Source organism: Actinomadura harenae, from assembly GCF_003696215.1.
Taxonomy (GTDB): Bacteria; Actinomycetota; Actinomycetes; order Streptosporangiales; family Streptosporangiaceae; genus Spirillospora; species Spirillospora harenae.
The window spans coordinates 24,533-42,110 of the sequence record NZ_RFFG01000068.1 but is presented as its reverse complement, the minus strand read 5'-3'; the positions used below and the strand labels follow the sequence as shown (position 1 = coordinate 42,110).

14 protein-coding genes are annotated in these 17,578 nt (G+C 70.6%); 7 read left to right on the top strand and 7 right to left on the bottom strand.

Features of this window, described 5'->3' with window-relative positions; all coding sequences use genetic code 11:
* Positions 1 to 395, top strand: a 395-nt coding sequence (locus tag EBO15_RS29925; RefSeq protein ID WP_407643393.1) for a carboxymuconolactone decarboxylase family protein, incomplete at its 5' end; no start/stop codon positions are given.
* 1,027 nt (positions 396 to 1,422) lie between these two features.
* Here the strand turns inward: EBO15_RS29925 and EBO15_RS29920 are convergent.
* Positions 1,423 to 2,121, bottom strand: a complete 699-nt coding sequence (locus EBO15_RS29920) for a hypothetical protein (RefSeq protein ID WP_147481712.1) — start codon at positions 2,119 to 2,121, stop codon at positions 1,423 to 1,425.
* A 2,197-nt stretch (positions 2,122 to 4,318) separates the two neighbouring features.
* Positions 4,319 to 5,323, bottom strand: coding sequence for a hypothetical protein (locus tag EBO15_RS29915; protein ID WP_122197811.1), 1,005 nt, complete (start codon positions 5,321 to 5,323; stop codon positions 4,319 to 4,321).
* A gap of 307 nt (positions 5,324 to 5,630) precedes the next feature.
* Here EBO15_RS29915 and EBO15_RS29910 point away from each other — a divergent pair, with 307 nt between their 5' ends.
* On the top strand, positions 5,631 to 5,846 hold the full coding sequence (locus tag EBO15_RS29910) for a helix-turn-helix domain-containing protein (protein ID WP_122197810.1): 216 nt from the start codon (positions 5,631 to 5,633) through the stop codon (positions 5,844 to 5,846).
* Positions 5,847 to 6,312: 466 nt separating this feature from the next.
* On the opposite strand, the gene EBO15_RS29905 is transcribed toward EBO15_RS29910, so the two are convergent.
* The 4 genes from EBO15_RS29905 to EBO15_RS29890 form a co-directional block, all read right to left on the bottom strand.
* Positions 6,313 to 7,647: a DUF2786 domain-containing protein gene (locus EBO15_RS29905; RefSeq protein ID WP_147481711.1), complete on the bottom strand. Its 1,335-nt coding sequence runs from the start codon at positions 7,645 to 7,647 to the stop codon at positions 6,313 to 6,315.
* A 153-nt stretch (positions 7,648 to 7,800) separates the two neighbouring features.
* The gene (locus EBO15_RS29900) at positions 7,801 to 8,073 is read right to left on the bottom strand and encodes a hypothetical protein (protein ID WP_122197808.1); all 273 of its coding nucleotides are present in this window, start codon (positions 8,071 to 8,073) and stop codon (positions 7,801 to 7,803) included.
* A gap of 280 nt (positions 8,074 to 8,353) precedes the next feature.
* Entirely contained in the window at positions 8,354 to 9,454 is a 1,101-nt protein-coding gene (locus EBO15_RS29895) for a winged helix DNA-binding domain-containing protein (RefSeq protein WP_122197807.1), read from the bottom strand.
* 85 nt (positions 9,455 to 9,539) lie between these two features.
* Positions 9,540 to 10,727, bottom strand: coding sequence for a low temperature requirement protein A (locus EBO15_RS29890; RefSeq protein ID WP_122197806.1), 1,188 nt, complete (start codon positions 10,725 to 10,727; stop codon positions 9,540 to 9,542).
* A gap of 355 nt (positions 10,728 to 11,082) precedes the next feature.
* Here EBO15_RS29890 and EBO15_RS29885 point away from each other — a divergent pair, with 355 nt between their 5' ends.
* The 5 genes from EBO15_RS29885 (at position 11,083) to EBO15_RS29865 (ending at position 16,491) form a co-directional block, all read left to right on the top strand.
* Positions 11,083 to 11,805: a hypothetical protein gene (locus EBO15_RS29885; RefSeq protein WP_122197805.1), complete on the top strand. Its 723-nt coding sequence runs from the start codon at positions 11,083 to 11,085 to the stop codon at positions 11,803 to 11,805.
* A gap of 830 nt (positions 11,806 to 12,635) precedes the next feature.
* Entirely contained in the window at positions 12,636 to 13,301 is a 666-nt protein-coding gene (locus EBO15_RS29880; protein ID WP_122197804.1) for an RlpA-like double-psi beta-barrel domain-containing protein, read from the top strand.
* Between the two features lie 307 nt (positions 13,302 to 13,608).
* Positions 13,609 to 13,842 carry a DUF3311 domain-containing protein gene (locus EBO15_RS29875; RefSeq protein ID WP_199744892.1) on the top strand — a complete coding sequence of 78 codons (234 nt, stop codon included), beginning with the start codon at positions 13,609 to 13,611 and terminating at the stop codon, positions 13,840 to 13,842.
* The gene (gene mctP / locus EBO15_RS29870) at positions 13,839 to 15,482 is read left to right on the top strand and encodes a monocarboxylate uptake permease MctP (RefSeq protein WP_122197802.1); all 1,644 of its coding nucleotides are present in this window, start codon (positions 13,839 to 13,841) and stop codon (positions 15,480 to 15,482) included. The genes EBO15_RS29875 and mctP overlap by 4 nt, the downstream gene beginning before the upstream one ends.
* Positions 15,483 to 15,591: 109 nt before the next feature.
* On the top strand, positions 15,592 to 16,491 hold the full coding sequence (locus EBO15_RS29865) for an oxygenase MpaB family protein (protein ID WP_122197801.1): 900 nt from the start codon (positions 15,592 to 15,594) through the stop codon (positions 16,489 to 16,491).
* 13 nt (positions 16,492 to 16,504) lie between these two features.
* Here the strand turns inward: EBO15_RS29865 and EBO15_RS29860 are convergent, their stop codons facing one another.
* Positions 16,505 to 17,575, bottom strand: a complete 1,071-nt coding sequence (locus EBO15_RS29860; protein WP_233616523.1) for a phosphotransferase family protein — start codon at positions 17,573 to 17,575, stop codon at positions 16,505 to 16,507.
* Between the last annotated feature and the right edge of the window lie 3 nt (positions 17,576 to 17,578).

Sequence of the window (17,578 nt, the reverse complement as noted above, 5' to 3'; positions counted from 1 at the left end):
TCCGCCACCCGCCACCTCCCCAGACTCGATCCCGACGGGATCGAGTCTGGACACAGAACCCGCCCGAACCCGGCAAGCCCGACGGCGTGTCACCCAACCCGGTGATCATTTCCGGTCAGCGCACTAGCCGCCTCAACCTGGTCGCCGCCTGGCGCGAGTCCACAGTGTTCACCGACGCCGAACGCGCGGCGCTGGCACTGACCGAGCAGGGCACCCGCATCGCCGATGGCGCCGGCGGCGTCACCGACGAGGTCTGGGCGGACGCCGTCGAGCACTATGACGAGGAGCAACTGGCCGCGCTGGTGGCGTTCATCGCCCTCATCAACGCCACCAACCGCTTCGCCGTCATCAACCGGCAGCGCGGCGGCGACTACCAGCCCGCCCAAGCCGGATAAGCAGGTCCGACAGCCAGAGGCATGTCGTCGCCTCCGCGTTCTGCGCGCCGATGCGCCGAGCGCGGGGGCAAGGCCCACAGCAGGTCGGCTCCGGCAGTCCGTTCTCGACCATGTCACGCGCGCAAGCCGCCGTTCCCAGCGCTTTGTGGACGCCACCGACCAGTGGCGCACGGCCGGCACAGGCGCGGGGCCGTCGGCATCTCTTCATCCACCAGGCGGACGGTCCCTGCCGCTCGGGCTTGCCCCTCCGCGATCTGCGCAGGCTCCAACTACCAGGCCGGACCACCCCCACGTGCGTGGGGACGACAACTGCCCCGGATCAGGGGCAGGCGGGTCAAGCCGTCCGTATGGACCGCCGAACGCGTCCAGCGCTGGCAGGAGACCGACAGGACACCATGGTCTGGACCCCGCGCAGCCCGGCGCGTTCCTCGCTTCGCCGTCGACGAGCGCCTGTACGCCCCTTCCACCTGGTCGCCTTCCGTGGGCTGCGACGGGCCGAGGTCGCTGGGCTGTTCTGGCAGGACACCGACCTGAAGCGCTGGTCGATGCGCCTCGTACTCCACGCTGCTCCTCTGCCCGCGCCCTCCGCTGAGCTTCGATCGGCGATCCGTGCGGCGCTCGGCGAGGGACCTGCAAGGGCGGGTGAGCGCGAGGCTCCTGTGGAGGACGGAGGTCTCGACCAGGGACGGGTTCAGGCGATTGTGCCAGTTCGGATTCCGGGTGGCCTTGGGCGCTCCAACAGGCCCAGGGCGTTGATCCGGTGGGCCACTGGGGCAGCCCGATCCTGGGGCCGCGTCGGGGTCGGGATATGCGCGTGCGGCTGCTGATATCCGTCCCAGCCGGGCTCTGCGTCTGGGGTTGCGATCGTGCAGACCAGATCGAGGGCGCTGGGAGGTGGCTGCATGGGGCGGTCGCTGGGGTGCGATGAGTTGGTGTGGTGCTCCAGGAGTTGTGGGGCGGCTTGGATTGTCGGCTTGTCAGGGGACGCAGGTGGGCTCTGGCGAGTCCCGCGGGCGGCGGCTCAGGGTTAGCTGGTTCTGCTTCTCTTGGGAGGGCGGGGGCGGTTGGGCTTCAGGCCGAGCACGTTGAACAGGCGGTCCCGGGCTTCGGTGCGGGAGACGGCAGGGAGGCGTATGGGCAGTTTGCACGCCAGGGCAGGTGGGGCTGTGAGGAGGCCGTCATCGTCCACGGTTGCCTTGTCCCCGGGCCAGTCCCCGAGGAGCACGGCGGAGATCTGCGTGGGGTGGCGCGTCACGAGTTCGGTGATTCGGTCGGCCTCCTCCTCGCAGTCGGCTGCGAGAAGGAGCCGGCGTCCGCAGGTAGGGCCGTTGCCCTTGCGGATGGCGAGTTCCGTCTCGAGGTAGGCCAGGGCGGCGTCCAGGTTGCCGGGGATGAACAGGGGCTCGATGCAGTCTTCGAGCAGTTCGTCCTCGGTGAGGCCGAACAGGGCCGTGGCGTCGGGACGAGGGATCACGACGAGGGTGGTGTCCGTGCACTCTTCCAGGGCGGAGAGGGTGAGGATCCGTGCGGTTGCCGGTGCGCCGGGACCGGAGAGGCCGAGTAGCGGGATGGCGAACGGGTCGATGGCCGGGCGATAGGTGAAATGCGCCGTCCGTTCGCCGTTGAGGGGATCGCCTCCCGGAGGGGGAAGCAGTGCCGCACCTGCAAGAGCGTAGATCCGGCGACGGAAGGGATATCCGCCCATGGCCGCCGCGGAGAGGAGCAATCCGAGGAGCAACAGGGGACGGAGCGATGCCTTGAGGGAGAGGTGGCCTCCAGAATGCGGTGGGGTTCGAGCCCCTTGCGTCATCGAAGGAGACGGGCGCCTGTGTGCCGGCGGTGTCGCCCCCTGCGGAAAGCCCTGCTCTCGCTGAGCGTCTGCGGGGTGCCGGTGGAAAGGAAGGTCTGCGGGGTCTGAGGTCGCTGGGTTTCTACCGTTGTGTGTTCCGTGGTGTGCGGGCGATCGGGTCGGTTGCGGTGCGGAGAGCTCTCCGCGCAGCACAGCTGCCCAAGCGGCATGGCACATCTGCGCGGTGAACCAGTGGGCGTAGGTCTCGGACTGGAGGCATACGGCGGGCACCCTTCCGCGTGGAACGGGTTTCCATGCGGAGGATGTGTCCAGGTTCTTGGCGTCGGTGCGGCTGGAGTCGGACGGGGGCGGCGAGGTGGGCCGGTCTGGGGTCGGCCTGCTGTCGGGGTCATGTCCCGCGGCGCTGGGGAGGCCTGCGCTGCTGCTCCTGATGGATACGAGCCGAAGTGAGGCGGGGATCGCTGGGCCTGTTCGGTCACGCGTTGCCGATTCTGGCTGTACCGAGCCGACTGCGGCCGCTGACGGCCAACTCGCTGTGTCCGGCTGCGCTGTGCCGGGGTCTGCGGTGAACGCCGTGCTCAGCTGTGTCGCGGTGGTGACTGATGAGTCGGGCTGCTTGGGAGCAGCCTCCCTGACCTGGGGCAGCCTCCCTGGTCCCGTACGGGAATGCTGCGGTTGTGGGACAGCTGCCGTCGTCAGCGGCGACTGCCAAATCTGCACAGGGACTGCAGCGCCGACTTGTGCGGCGGGGAGTTCCGTGTGCGCGGGCGGGGGTGAGCCGGGAGCCAGCGGTGTTGGGATTGGCTTTCGCTTCTGCGGGGGGAGGGGCGCATTCGTGGGGGCGGGGATGGGGGTGTTGACGTGCGCACGAGGGTGGGTCTCGGATGCGTCGACCGTGAGGCTTGCCGGGAGCGAGGAGCGGTGATGAGCGGGAGGCTCAGCGGTGTCTGCGGGGAGGTAGAGCGCACTGGCCAGCGCTGTGCAGCTGAGTACGCCGCAGGTGCAGCGGGGCGGGCCGCCGGGTAGGCGTGCGTGGCCGAGCTTTGCCAAGAAACGGTTCATCTTTGCCTTGGGGGATCGCGGTGGTCACCGTCAGGAAGTCGATCGTAGCCAGTTCAACTACACAGCGTGGTGAATTGGTCACTCTTGATAATGGGCGAGTTGCCCCGCGAGTGAGGATGTCCTGTCGGTGAAGCACGACCCGAGCGAGCTTGCCTGGCCGTGTAGACCAGGAGTTCGCAGGTAACGGAGGTGGCCGGGAGGTGGGGCACCGGCAGGTGGTGCACCGGGCCGGCCCCGGAAGCGACCATTCTTCGCTCTGCGGTTCGCGACAGTGCAGTGGGTGCGGCAGCGTCTCGAGTCTGTGCCTCGGCAGGCTCGGCCGCTTCAGCCGGGCCCGGCAATGCGTTCAGCAGCCGTCTGCGTGAGTGCGGACGGGCCCATGCGGGGAGCTGCCGGTGATGATCCCCGCACCGGCCCCGCAATAGCCGGACGGCGCCGTCCGGCGCGCGCCGCCGAACCGAGTGCGAAGGCGCGTCCTGACTTGTGCCAGCGCTGATCCTGTGCCAACCCTGCCCCTCCGACGCGATTGAGAAGGCTGGGCAGGACGCCCGGCCCCGCCAGGCCGGGGCGACGCTGTCGCCGACGACCGACGACCGACGACCGGCGACCGGCGACCGGCGACCGGCGACCGGCGGCGGGGCGCCCATCACGGGTGTGTCGGGACATGGGGCGCTGGGCGTCGATTGCGAGACGGCGGGCACGGGCGCGGGGTACGGGGCGCTGGCTGTGGAACTCGGGATGCTGGGCCTGGGGCGCCATGCGTGGGACGTCGGCGGCGGGACTTGGGCGCCGGTGTTGGCGTGGGGTACGGCGTGCGGGATACGGGGCGTGGGACGTTCGGCGCGTGGACTCGGGACGCCGGGCGTCGGTGAGGGGTGCGGGGGCGTCGGGCGCGCGCGGGATGTTGGACGGGGAGGTCGAAGCGCGGGGACGCTGGGAATGGGGGCGCGGGGTGTTGTCGGGGGGTCTGGGAAGTGGTTGTTGGTCGGGTGTTTCTGCTGGTGAAGCTGGGGTTTGGGGATGGGGTGAAGGGTTTGGTCGTTCGGCGGGGCTAGGCGGCCAGGGCGGGGGTGAAGGTGGGGGGTTGGAGGGCGGTTGATGGGGGTGTGGTGTTGCGCATGTCGTTGGGGAGTTCGGGGGAGAGGAGCCAGTCGTTGATGGTGCCCTCGTGGCTGGGGGGCGGGCCCACGGTCAGGAGGTGCCGTGTGCGGGGCGTCAGGTGGATCGGGAAGGGGGAGATGCGGTGGGGAGGTCGCGGGGGTGTGCCCCAGTAGGCGTCGAAGTCGAGGCCGGTGATGGTCAGGTCGGCGGGGAGAGGGCAGGTGTGGCCGGAGGGGCCGGTGGCGAGCCAGGACCAGAGGTCGGTGAGGAGGAGGTGGGCGGTGGCGCGGAGGACGTTGAGGGCGGGCAGGTCGTGGGGGCAGGCGACGTTCGCGATCTCGAGTTCGGGAAGGCCGAAGCGGCGGAGGCCCTGGGTTCTGAGGCGGACGCAGGCGCAGGTGTCGGCGCCTTCGGGATCGAGGTGGGGGTCGGGAGCCGTGCAGCGGCCGTTGGCGCGGAAGGGCGGTAGGACGTCGCCGAGCCACTTGTCTCCCAGGGCGAACCGGGGGCGTTCCACGGGGTCCAGGTGGGGGATGGTGCCGGATGTCGGGGCCCAGAGGATGTGGCCGGTGACCATGTCGGCGACCGTGCCTCCGGTGTGACGGGCGATCGTGTAGGCGGCTGAGCGGGCGACCTGGACGGCGCGGGGCTGGTCGGTGATCGGGGCGCAGGTCGTGATGACGGCGATGCGTGCGGCGGTGCGCAGGAGCGTCTCGGTGCCCGCGTGCTCGGGGTCGACCGAGCGAATCTGGGTCGGGTCCCAGCGGTACCGGGTGGCGTCCTCGTTGGTGATCTCCAGCTGCGGGGTGTGGAGGCGGTTGACGAGGTGGTCGCCGAAGGCGCCGTCGGCCTGCTCTTTGACCAGGTTGACGAGGTCGGCGGGGAGTCTGGCGGCCGCGACGACGAAGCGGGAGGTCGTGGTGGCGGGGACGGGGAGCGTGACGATGTCGGCCATGGCGGTGAGGTCCCTTCGAGCGGAGCGGGTGGAGGTCCAGCCTGCGTCGGCGTCCTGGACCGGCGATAGCCGAATGTCGTTCTGTGGATAACTCCGCGAGCGGGCTGGGGAGGCTGGTCCATGGGGGTTTGTCTGATCGCGAAACGCCTACTGCCGTGGAAACGACCACGTGTGGCCGAGAAGATGTCGAATCGTGCGGAGTGGCGGCCAGTTTGCGGGGAATGTGTACGTTGGGGTAGATCATCAGTGCTGTGAACTGCGGGGACGTCCCCCGTCGCGCAGCGCGGTAGTCATCCAGGAGGTACTCGTGACCCGCACTCTGTCGAGGGGCACCCGCGTGACCGGTGCCGAGCGCACCAAGTTGGCCGCGGAGCTGGCGCCCCGGTACGCCGCCGGAGAGAGCATTCGTGATCTGGCCGCCGAGACCGGACGGTCCTACGGCTTCATCTACAACGTGCTCAAGGAGGCCGGTGTCCCGTTGCGGGGACGCGGCGGTAACACCCGACGCAAGAAGAGCAGCTGATCAGGCTGCCGTCGCCCCTCCCTGAAGGCTTTCGTCCTCCCGCGACCTGCCGATGAAGTCAGGCGCGTGGAGCCGCTGCCGCCAGGGGGCCAGAGAGGACGGTCACGACGCGCGCGCGTACAAGGCCGGGGACGACGTGAACGAAGGTAAGGAATGCGTCCGGTTGCTGGAGTGAGGGCCGGACGATCACAGGGCCAGGAACCGCCAACGCCAGAGGCGGGCGGCCCGGAGGGGATGTGGCCGCGGCCCAAGGGGCGTTGCGGCTTCTGAGAAGCCACTCGGCTTCACAAGCACCGGTTCAGCGTGTGCCGTGCGAGCAGCGCGGCGAGTTTGGGGTGCGCTGAATCGGTGCGGGAGTCGCCACGGTGGCGGGCATGGCGTGTCGACCGACGGGCCTGATGCCGAATCTGGTTCCAGTGGGCGGACGGCCTTGGGCGGTCCACGTCGAGAAGCGGCCGAAGCCCGGCTAGGGCGTTGCTGAGGGGATCTCGTCGTTGGATTGCAGTGCGGCCAGGTCGGCTGCGGCGCGTCCGGCGATCCAGCCTTCGTAGTTGGAGACGCGGCGGGCGCGGCCTCGGGTCAGGGCCGGGAAGAGGTCGTTCACGGCCTGGTCGACGGCTTCGTCGCGCGCGGAGAGGACGGGCAGGAGGTCCTGGTTGGTGGCGGCCTCCTGTGTCGCGCGGGTGCTGGCGGCTTGGAGGCGCTCGCCGATACGTGCCGCATAGGCGTTGAGGAAGGCGTGCCGGAAGGAACGCGTCCGCGACCGGCCCAGCATGTCCTGCTGGGATCCGGCTCGGACCATCGCCGAGGTGGCCTGTACCAGGAGCGAGGTGAAGAGCATCTCGGTCGCGGCGAGGTCGGCGGGGAAGCCCAGGACCGTGGACAGGCCCAAGTCCCGATGCCAGACGGCTCGGCACCGGTTGGCCTCTGCGACCACGGTGAGTAGAACGGCCTTAGGGGATTCGTAGGGCGCGTCCACGGGAATGCGGCAGCCGTCCGGCCCAGAGGGGTCTTCCTGGGAGACGGACAGCAGGGCATGGTCGATGCTGTGCTTCGTCATGAGTTCCTGGGCGCGGGCGCTGAGCGCTTCGGCCTCTTCAGGGAACTCAGTGGATTCGGCCTTCGCCAGAAGCGCCCGGACTTTGCCGAGCATCCGCTGATCCGGTGCAGTAGCGGGGGCCCGCCTAGCGGACGTGTCGCTGCGGGCGGTTGTGCCGGGGAGTGGGCCGATCATCGCCAGTCGCGGTAGGACGGCCAAGAGACGCAGTAGTTCCAGGGCAGCCTTTACCGAGGCCGACATGGAGACGGCCTTGCGGGCACGCCATGCTGTTAGGCGCTCGTCATCCGAGTCCCACCAGATGTCGGCACCCAGAGCCTCGAGTTGGGCTCGCCAACGGTCGTCGACGGTGGCGGCGCCATAGGAGCGCAGCTCGTCGGCGATGGAATCCACGAGAAGCGATCGATGCCTGGCGCTCAGCTCTCGTGCCGTATGGCGGGCCAGGTCCGCGGGCAGCCAGCCGCGCTCCCAGGCGGTGCGCACCGAAGAGCGGAGGCGTCGGAGGAGCGTCAGATCCACGGTTCGGGGGTCGCCGTGGAACGCGGAGAGCCGGTCGGCGTACAGCGTCCACGCGGACGCGTCGTCCAGCGTGAGGGCCTGCAAAGCGGCGCTGACCAGCGACTCCGCGGCATCCCGCAGTGCCGCGTCCGGTGCTGGCGTGGCCTGGTGGGCTGATTCGCCGGGGTGGCTCGCACCGCGCGCCCATGAGCGCGTTGCCTGCCGCCATCGCCGCGCATCCGGCACCCCGGTACTCCTCCCCGTCGCTTTCTCGCATCCTGCCACGGGCGTGGGGGCGAACGTTCCAACCGGACGGCGGGCCGAAAGGGGCAGGCTGGAAAACGGGCGACCGCCCGTCCCTCTGGGAGGTTCGGGCGGCCGCGTGCCAGAAAGGGAAGGTCAGACAGGTGACGTGTCGTCCCCCCAGAGTTCCTCGGCGACGACGCTCTGGTACTCGCGCGTCGTGTCCGGGACGTAGGTGAGGCGGGCGAGCGTGCGGCCCAGGTGGTCGCGGATCTCGAAGCGGTAGTGCTCGCGGGGTCGGCCCACGTGCGCGACCGCCTGGTCGTGGCGCAGTCGGCACATGGTGTCGACCTTCTCGAGTGCGACTTCGAGACTTCCGGCTTCCGTGATGCGCCGCGGGGGCTCGCCTATCTCCCAGATCTCGAACATGGTCGCGTCCTGTCGGCGGTACGGGGTCGGGCGTCGGGCCGGGGCAGGCGGCGTGGAGAAGGCGGGGTGGGAGTCCGCGTCGGCCACGGCTGTGGAGCCGCCGGACGCGGACCTTTGCGTTAGGGGCATGTCTGAACTCGCCAGGAGTCATGGGACGGTGTCGCGGGGTTGACCCAGACAGCTTGCGCTCAAATCGTGGATCTTTCAATCAGTCCAGGTCTCGGCTTGATCACTATTGGACGCGGCTCGCGCGCGTGGGGTGACGTCGGCTCGCGGACGCTCAGGTGGGGGAGACGACGTCGATCTGCTGGTCCGTGGCGTCCGGCTCGGCGAAACGCAGGAGGGATTCGCCTTCGGCGGTGAGCGCCTTGACGGCCTCACGGGGGAGGGACGCGAAGGGGCGAAGTCGCAAAGTTGCGGTCTTTCGCTTGCGTTCCAGCTCCCAGAGGCCCGCTGCGAAGCCGTCCCATAGGAATACAGCCCGGACGCGCAAGTTTTTGGTGGTGAGCTGAGGACGGTGCGCGTTGGAGATGATCCGCTGCCGGTCGGCATGCGCCAGGACGAGATTGTCGAACTCGGGCAGGAACCGCGCCGGGGCGGGGACGTCCTCGTGCGGGCGCGGTGCCTCGGGCAGATCGAAGAGCTCGCGGCCTCGCTCGTCCTGGAACGTCCGGAGCCGGGGGCGTAGCCGTTCCAGGGCCTCGCCACAGGCCGCCATGCCCGACCAGGTCTGCGCGTCGGCTGCTGTGGCCGGGCCGAACGCCGCCAGGTATCGCAATGCCAGCGCCTCATCGTCCGGGACGTCGGAGGCAGGCGCGTCGAGCCAGGTGTCGGCGAGGGTGAACGACGCGGTGCGCGGGAAGGCCCAGCGGTCGTCCGTCGGCACCATCGTCAGGGGCAGCCACATGCGGACGGCATAACCGAGCGCTCGGTCGTTGACCTCTGGGAAGTCCTCCTGGAGCAGGGCGCGCAGCTCGTTGAACGTGCGTGGCCCTTCTCTAAGGTGCCGCCGGGCCGCCTCGAGCACGGCGGGACGGTCGAGACCGGCCGCCCGGTCGCCGAGGACCTTCAACGCCCCGTCCAGCATGGGCTGGAGCGTCGTCCGCAGGGCCACATAGTCGGCGGCGGACGTCAGGTGCAGCGTCCCGCGCAGGAACGTCGCCCGCACCACGGACCGGTCGTGGACCGCGCCGTGCAGATCCTCCGTGCGAAATCCCTCCAACCGCGACCACAGGCCGAAGAACGGCGGCTTCGGCTCCTGCGCCTGTAGCCCGCCGAGCCGTTCGACCGCCTCGGGTACTGGAACGGCCTCCCGGGCCAGCAGCATCTGACGCGCGAGCGTCGCCCGGTTCAGCTGACGCAGGCTGAGGATCTCGGTCATGGACGGTCGCCTCTCACTAGATCGGCAGTGACCCTAACGCGCGCGCGCGCGCGTGGGGCGGCTTGGAGCTGTCCGGCAGAAGCACCTAAGAAGTGGACGGCTGAGGCCCTTTAGTCCCGTGCGCCCAGATGCTCAGCAGGATCAGCAAGGCCATGAGGACGCCGGTCAAGGCGACGGCGTTCCCGGTCCAGGACGAGGCGACGGCCAGCACCCCGATCAGTGGCATGCCCCACGCGTAGGGGGCGTCCGCCCCGTGCGGGCGCACGAGCAGCCACCAGACCACCAGCAGGTAGCAGAACACCGGAATCGTCAGGGCCAGGCCCGCCGTCGTGGACGAGATGTGCGCCTCATGGGTGACGTGGGCGGCGTTCACGGCGATCCCCGCGCCGACGGCGGCGCCGGACGCGTAGATCACGTAGTGCCCGTATCCCCAGGCGATGGCCTTGCGCAGGTTCGTGAGCAGGCCGGCCGAGGACATCGAGAAGTACACCCACCACATGCCGAACACGGTGATCAGGCCCCCGGCCGCGATCGTGTAGAGGTGAAAGGACGCGTCGCCGGACAGGGCGTCCCGCACCGCGTAGGTGGACGACAGGACGGTCTCGCCCAGCACGATGATCGTCAGCAGCCCGTACCGCTCGGTGATGTGGTGCGGGTGCCAGGTCGTCCGGCCTGCGGCCTCCGCCCACGGCGGGACGAGCAGCTCGGCGACGATCCCGGCCACGATCAGCCAGGGCTGCCAGTCCTTGGGGGCGGTGAAGGCGATCACCAGCCAGAAGATCGCGCAGGCGCCCTCGCCGGTGACGAAGCGGAGCATGGTCGTCCGGTGTGAGGGGTCGCCGCCGGCGGCCCGGAGACGCTGGGATTCCAGACCCAGCCGCATGATCGCGTAACCGGCCGCCAGGACCCGCAGGTCCTGATGGTCGAAGGCCCGCGGGACGCCCGCCGACAGGACCAGCGCGCCCGCCATGACGACCATGGTCGCCAGCCGGAAGAAGGTGTCGTCGGTGTCATAGGCGGAGGCGAACCAGGCGTAGTTCAGCCACGACCAGTTGATCGCCGCGAAGATCACCAGGAACGCGACGACGCCCCCGAGGACATGGCCCTCGGCGAGCGAGTGCTCCAGGCGCGCGGCGTCCGCGCCGACGGCGACCACGAAGCAGAGATCGAAGAACAGTTCGAGGGAGGACGCCACCCGGTGCCGCTCGGCGGGGTCGCGGGCCTGCATCCGGCGCCGCCACGGGCGGCCGACGATCACGGGGCGATCGGTCATGAGCGCATCGTAGGGAACCGGTCACTCATGATCACCGAACGGCCCCGCCCGCGTGCCGCGCCCGCCGCGTTCCGATCTTTCTTCCCCGGCCGCGCGGCCGGCCGTCCGCCGCCGGCGCCCGGTCCGGGACGCCGCGGACGCGCGGGAACCCTTATGGCATAGGGGCTGGTGGCGGATGGTGCGGGGCTCTTCGGACGGTCTCGGAGGGCAGGATTCGAGGGGCTCGGAAGGGCCGCCGGGAGGGGCTTCACGCGCAAAGATCCGTGAATCTGCACGTGCATCAGATCTTGCACCTGCACGCTATTCCTAGCAGGATTGCCCCCGGCCCCCGCACGTGAACTCCCCGGAGATCGCGATGACCGCACATCTCAGCGACAGCGACCGACAGGCGCTTCGCCTCGCCCACGACCTGCGCGAAGAGCTGGCCCGGAACCTTCCGGACCGCATCGCGTCACCGTCGATCTCCCCCTACGTCGACCCCGCAGGACGGCCGAGCGTGCTCGTCCGGCTGGACGACGAGACCGCCCGAGCGCTGATCGCGCTGCTGGGCGATCGGGGAGTTCCTCCGGCCCCGGAACCACGCCGGATGGACGGTTCGCTCCACGCACCGCAGCCCGCCCCGGCGCAGGCTCCGGCCCCGCAGCAGCCCTACCCCCACCCCGAGCCTCACTACGGCGCTCCGGAACACCCCTCGGCCTCGCCGTTCGCGGCGCAGTCGAGCGGCCAGTTCGCGACGCGGCCGGGACCGGGGATGGGGCAGGGACCCGGCATGGGACAGGGCGGGCAGGCGCCGTTCGCGGCGCAGCCCGCGGCGGCCATGCCGCCCGGACCGGCCTTCGGCGACGGCCCGGCCTTCCGCGACGGCCCCGCCTACCGTGAGGGGCCCGCCTTCCATGAGGGGCCCGGGTTCGCCCACGGCTCCGGGTACGCGGACGGCCCCGCCTACGCCGACGGCCCCGCCGTGGCCTCGCCGTTCCACGATGGCCCGGCGAGGCCCTACCAGGAGGGGCCCGGCCCGCAGGACCCGTTCACGCCCGCACCGGCTGTGAACACCGGCGGGTACCCCACCTTCCACTGAGGAACCAGGAGCCGGCCCGCCGCTGATCCGGTCGGGCCGCAGAACGCCTGGATCCCCTGCCCCCTGGTGCGTTCGGGGGTGTCGGGGCACCCAGGACCGCGCTGACGCTGACGCAGTAGCCCGGGAGACGGGAAGTCTCCCGGGCTTTTGCGTGTTCGAGAACGGAACGCCCGCCGTCCAGTGGTCCTGGACCGGCCGGGCCGCACCGGGCCCGATCCACGTGCCCGACCGGCGTGGGGGGGCTTCCGGGTTCGACCTGGAGTCCGCCCGGAGGCGCCGAACCGGCCCCAAGCGGGGGTCAAGGGCCCGTCCGAGGGTCTGATCCCGATGTGATCCAGGCGACAGCGCGCCGAATGCAAAGCGCCGAAAGGCCTATCCAGCAAGGGATCCAGAAAGAAGATCTACCTTTCGAAAGGTAAAGAAGGCCGAGATTTGACAGAACCGTGGTAATGCCACCTATAGTGGGCCATGGCTGCGGGTCAAGAACCATTGACTCGGCCTTTTCATAGCCGTCATGCCCCGTCCGCCAGACGGGGACCCCGGCACCGGAACGCGGTCGTTCATGCACGTCCGCCCAGGTAGAGCCTAGGTGCCCCTGGCCGGTGCCCCCCGCACACTTTCCCGGTCCGCCGCTGCGCGGGTCGTTGCCGCGGCCCGTCCGCAGGTGTGCGTGCGGATTCTCCCTCCCGTTGTAGCGGGGCTTTCCAAGCGTGGGTTTCCGTCTCTGATGGCTATCTCCCGAGCGACGCCTCGGGGCCGTTTCCTCACACCCTTCCGGGCCCCCGCCCGGCCTGGAAACGGCTGCCCAGTCCGCCGAACAAAGGATTTCCATGCAGAAGCGAGCGCTCAACATCGCCATCACCGCTCTCACCGGCTCCACCCTCGCCGGCTTCCTGGTGGCGGGTGTGGCGATGGCAGGCGACGACACCCCCGACCGCGGGAAGCTCACGGCGCAGCACACGCAGGCCGCGCTGGACCTCTCCCGCACCCAGGAGCCGACCGCGGCTCAGCAGAAGGCCGCCGCGGACAAGGTGGCCGCCGACAAGGCCGCCGCGCAGAAGGCCGCCGTCCAGAAGGCGGAGGCCGCCAAGAAGGCCGCGCAGCCGAAGGCGCTGCTGACCGGCTCCACCAAGGCGTCCTACTTCTGGGACGACGGCTCCGGCATCAACGGCGACACCGGCGCTCCCGCCAGTGGCAAGCCGATGCAGAAGGGCCTGTTCGCCAGCCCGAGCTGGCCGATGGGCACCAAGGTCAAGGTGACCTTCAACGGCCGCAGCGTCACCGGCTTCGTCGGCGACCGCGGTCCGGGCTCCCCGTCCAGCAGCGGCGTCATGCTCGACCTGGACACCTACACCTTCCGCTACCTGCTCGACGGCGGGAAGCCCGCCAGCAAGTACAACTCGGGCACCGGCGAGGGCCACCTCAACGGCGTCAAGTGGGAGGTCCTGTCCTGGGGCTCCGGCGCCGGCAGCAAGGGCATGCCGAAGGCCATGTGATCCCGGCCCCACGAGGCCGTGTGATCCCCGCCCCCACAGGGCGATGTGATCCCCGCCTGACGAGGACAGGTGATCTCGGCCTGGCAAAGGCCACGTGATCTCCGCCTTCAGGCGATCAGCGAACGCGCGAAGGGCGTTCCACCGACCCCCGGTCGGCGGAACGCCCTTCGCGCGTTCCGCGTCCGGCGCGTCCGGCCCTCGTGAGGCCTGAGCCCTGTGAGGGGGCTGGTTTCGGACGGGTGGAACGTTCAGGATGGCGGGTGCGCCGTTCCCCCTGCGGCCGTCCCCCCAAGGGAGGTTCTCACCCGTGACCGAACCGCCTTCCGCCGGGCCCGGACCCGTCAGCAAGATCGTCGCTGGCGTGCTGCTGGTCCTGCCGTTCCCCGTCTACCTGGCCGTCCCGTCCTACGCCAAGATCACCCCGCGGATCGCGGGCTTCCCGTTCTTCTACTGGTGGCAGCTGCTCTGGGTGGTGCTGACCGCGGTCTGCATCGGCGGCGCCTACCTGCTGACCAGGCGGAATGACGGTGGGGTCCGGTGAAGGACGTCAAGGGCCTCGAACTGACGATCTTCGTCTTCTTCTTCGCGGCCGTCACCGTCGTCGGGTTCGCCGCCGCCCGCTGGCGGCGCGGCCAGACCCTCATGCACCTGGACGAGTGGGGCCTCGGCGGACGCAGCTTCGGCACGTTCGTCACCTGGTTCCTCCTCGGCGGCGACCTCTACACCGCCTACACCTTCGTCGCCGTGCCCGCCGCCGTCTTCGCGGGCGGCGCGATGGGCTTCTGGTCCGTCCCTTACGCCGCCATCGCCTACCCGATCGTGTTCCTCGTCGGGCCGAGGCTGTGGTCGGTGTCACACCGGCACGGCTACGTGACCACCGCCGACTTCGTCCGAGGACGGTTCGGGTCGCGGGGGCTCGGCCTCGCGGTGGCGCTGACCGGCATCCTGGCGATGATGCCGTACATCGCGCTGCAGCTCGTCGGCATCCAGGCCGTGCTGACCGTGATGGGCGTCACCGGGTCCGGGCTCGCCCGGGACCTGCCGCTGTTCATCGCGTTCGCCCTGCTGGCCGCCTACACCTACACCTCGGGCCTGCGCGCCCCCGCGCTGATCTCCTTCGTCAAGGACACGCTGATCTACCTGACGATCATCGTGGCGGTGCTGTACATCCCGTCCAGGATCGGCGGCTGGGGGCACATCTTCGACGCCTCCCAGGCGTCGCTGGCCAAGCCGAACCCCGCGACCGGCAAGCCGTCCGGGTCGCTGATCACGTCGAACATGACGCACTGGGCGTACGGGACGCTGGCCCTCGGTTCGTCGCTGGCGCTGTTCATCTACCCGCACACCGTCACCGGCGCCCTCGCCGCCGGGCGGCGCGACGTGATCCGCCGGAACGCGGCGCTGCTGCCCGCCTACTCGCTCGTCCTGGGGTTCCTGGCGCTGCTGGGCTACATGGCCCGGGCCACGCCCGAGGTCGCGCAGGGGGTCGCCAAGGCCAAGAATCCGCAGCTCGCGGTGCCGCTGCTGTTCGACCACGCGTTCCCGCAGTGGTTCACCGGCCTGGCGTTCGCCGCGATCGGCGTCGGGGCGCTGGTCCCGGCCGCGATCATGTCGATCGCGGCGTCCAACCTGTTCACCCGGAACGTCTACACCGCCTTCCTCCGCCCGGACGCCTCCCCGGCGGAGGAGACGCGGGTCTCCCAGCTGGTGTCGCTGCTGGTCAAGGTCGGTGCGCTGGTGTTCGTGCTGGGCTTCGACAAGTCGCTGGCGATCAACCTGCAGCTGCTCGGCGGGATCTGGGTCGTGCAGACCTTCCCGGCCCTCGCGATCGGCGTGTTCACGCGGTGGTTCCACCGGTGGGCGCTGCTGGCCGGGTGGGCGATCGGCATGGGGTACGGCACGTGGACGGCCTACGACACCTCGTCCCCGACGCAGAAGCACTTCGGGCAGTCGCTCGCCGACATCCCGTTCGTCGGGCACACCGGGTACATCGCGCTCACCGCGTTCGTGTTCAACATCGTGGTCGCGGTGGTGCTGACCTTGCTGTTCCGGTTGGCCAAGGTCCCGGACGGGACGGACGAGACCACCGCGTCCGACTACACGGCGGACGCGGACGACCGTCCGGCCGAGCCGGGCGAGTCCGGCGATCCGGGCCGCGAGCTGACCCCGGCCGCCGGCTGATCCCGATCCCCGCGCGGCCGGCTGCAGCGCGGGAGGAGGCCCCGGAGATCCGCCAGTGGATCTCCGGGGCTTCTCATTCCCGCCCTCCTGAGGTAAGTATGTGCTTACTATGGTGGACACCTCGACGCTCATCGTGCGCGGCCCCGAGACCGTCACCTGGCGGGTCGTCCTCGACCCGCTGATGATGGTGGCCGGGGTCCGCGCGCTCATGCTCCAGGCGCTCCAGCCGACCACGATGCGCGGCGTCTGGCAGAACTCGAACTTCCTGGAGGAGCCCCTCGAGCGGCTCTTCAACACCGCCCACTTCGTCACGGTCACCGCGCTCGGCACACCCCGGCAGGCCGACGAGCTGGGGGCGCGGGTCCGGGCCGTCCACCGGACGCTGCGGATCAAGGACCCGGACACCGGCCGCACCCACCGCGTGGACGAGCCGGAACTGCTGCTGTGGGTGCACTGCGCGGAGGTGTCGTCCTACCTGGAGGTCATCGAGCGCGGCGGGCTGCGGCTGACGCCGGCCGAACGCGACCGGTACTACGACGAGCAGCGGCGGACGGCGACCTACGTCGGCCTCCACGCCGAGGACGTGCCGGGCGGCGTCGCCGCGATGGCCGCCTACTTCGACCGGGCCCGCGCCGAGCTGGACCTTCGGGTGATCTCCGAATCCCGGGCGACGGTGCGGTTCCTGCTGTGGCCGAGGATGCCGCGCAAGCTACGGCTTCTCGCGCCGTTCAAGCCTCTCTGGCTCCCCGTCGGCATGCTCGCCTACTACACGCTGCCACGCTGGGCGCGGGACGAGTACCGGGCCCTGCCGGAGGTCCCGGGCGTCCAGCCGCTGGTCACGCTGGGCCTGCGCGTCGTCCGGTTCCTCGTCGGGCTCGTCCCGGACAGGATCGCCGGACGGCCGTTCAAGCCCGAGACCCGCGAGCTGATGGCCGATCTTCCGCGCCGCCTGGCCGACTCGGGCGTCCGGCCGCACCGCAGGCTCCAGAAGGTGCGCGTGCCCGCCTGAGCCCCTGGGGGGATCAGGCGTCGGCGATGAAGGACTGGGCGCGGCGGAAGAGACCGAGGGTGATCGAGTGCAGCAGGTCGCCGGTCTCCTTGGGGGCCTTCCCGGCGCAGGCCCGCGCGTGCGTGCCCTCGAGGACGATGCCCAGCTTGAAGCAGGCCAGCACCGCGTACCAGGTGATCGACGACAGGTCCCGTCCGGCGACGGCCTCGGGCCGCTCGGCGTAGGCCGCGACGAGCTCGGCCGCCGACGGCAGGCCGCCCGCGGCGCCGAGCGGACCGGCGAGCAGGGCGCCCTCGTCGTCCCGGTCGGGCCAGGTGGCCAGCAGCCAGCCGAGGTCCAGCAGCGGGTCGCCGATGGTGCACATCTCCCAGTCGACGATCGCCGCGACGTCCGGGCCGTCGAAGGAGAACATGAGGTTGGCGAGGTGGTAGTCGCCGTGCATGATCCCCGGACGCCAGGTCGCCGGGCGGTGGGCCTCCAGCCAGGCGGCGACCGCCTCCAGGCCGGGGATCTCCGGGCCGGGGTAGCCGTCCAGGGACGAGTAGGACTCCAGCTCGGCAGTCCAGCGCGGGACCTGCCGCTCCAGGAAGCCGTCCGGCTTGCCGAAGTCGGCGAGGCCCGCGGCCTCGTGGTCCACCGCGCCCAGCGCGGACAGCGACCGCGCGGCCGACAGGCCCATCGCGCGGCGGATCCCGGCGTCCCCGGCGTGCGGGTCGGGGAGCGAGACCGTCGCGTTGAAGCCCTCGACCGGCGTCATCAGGTAGAACACCGCGCCGCCCAGGACGGTCTCGTCCGGGCAGGACGCGATGATCCGCGGCGCGGGCACGCCGGTGCCGTCCAGCGCGGTCAGGACGCGGGCCTCGCGGCGCAGCACGTCGTTGGTGCGGGCGCGCAGGTGCTTCGGGCCGCGCCGCAGGACGTAGTCGCGGCCGCCGCGGCGGAACCGGATGAGGATGTTCTGGGTGCCGCCGCTGAGCGGCGTGACCTCCTCGAAGGGCCCGCCGGGCAGGTCCTGCTCGTCCATCCACGCGCCGAGGACGTCGAAGTCCACCACGGCGGGGTCGATCTGCTCGGGCTGCGGCACGGT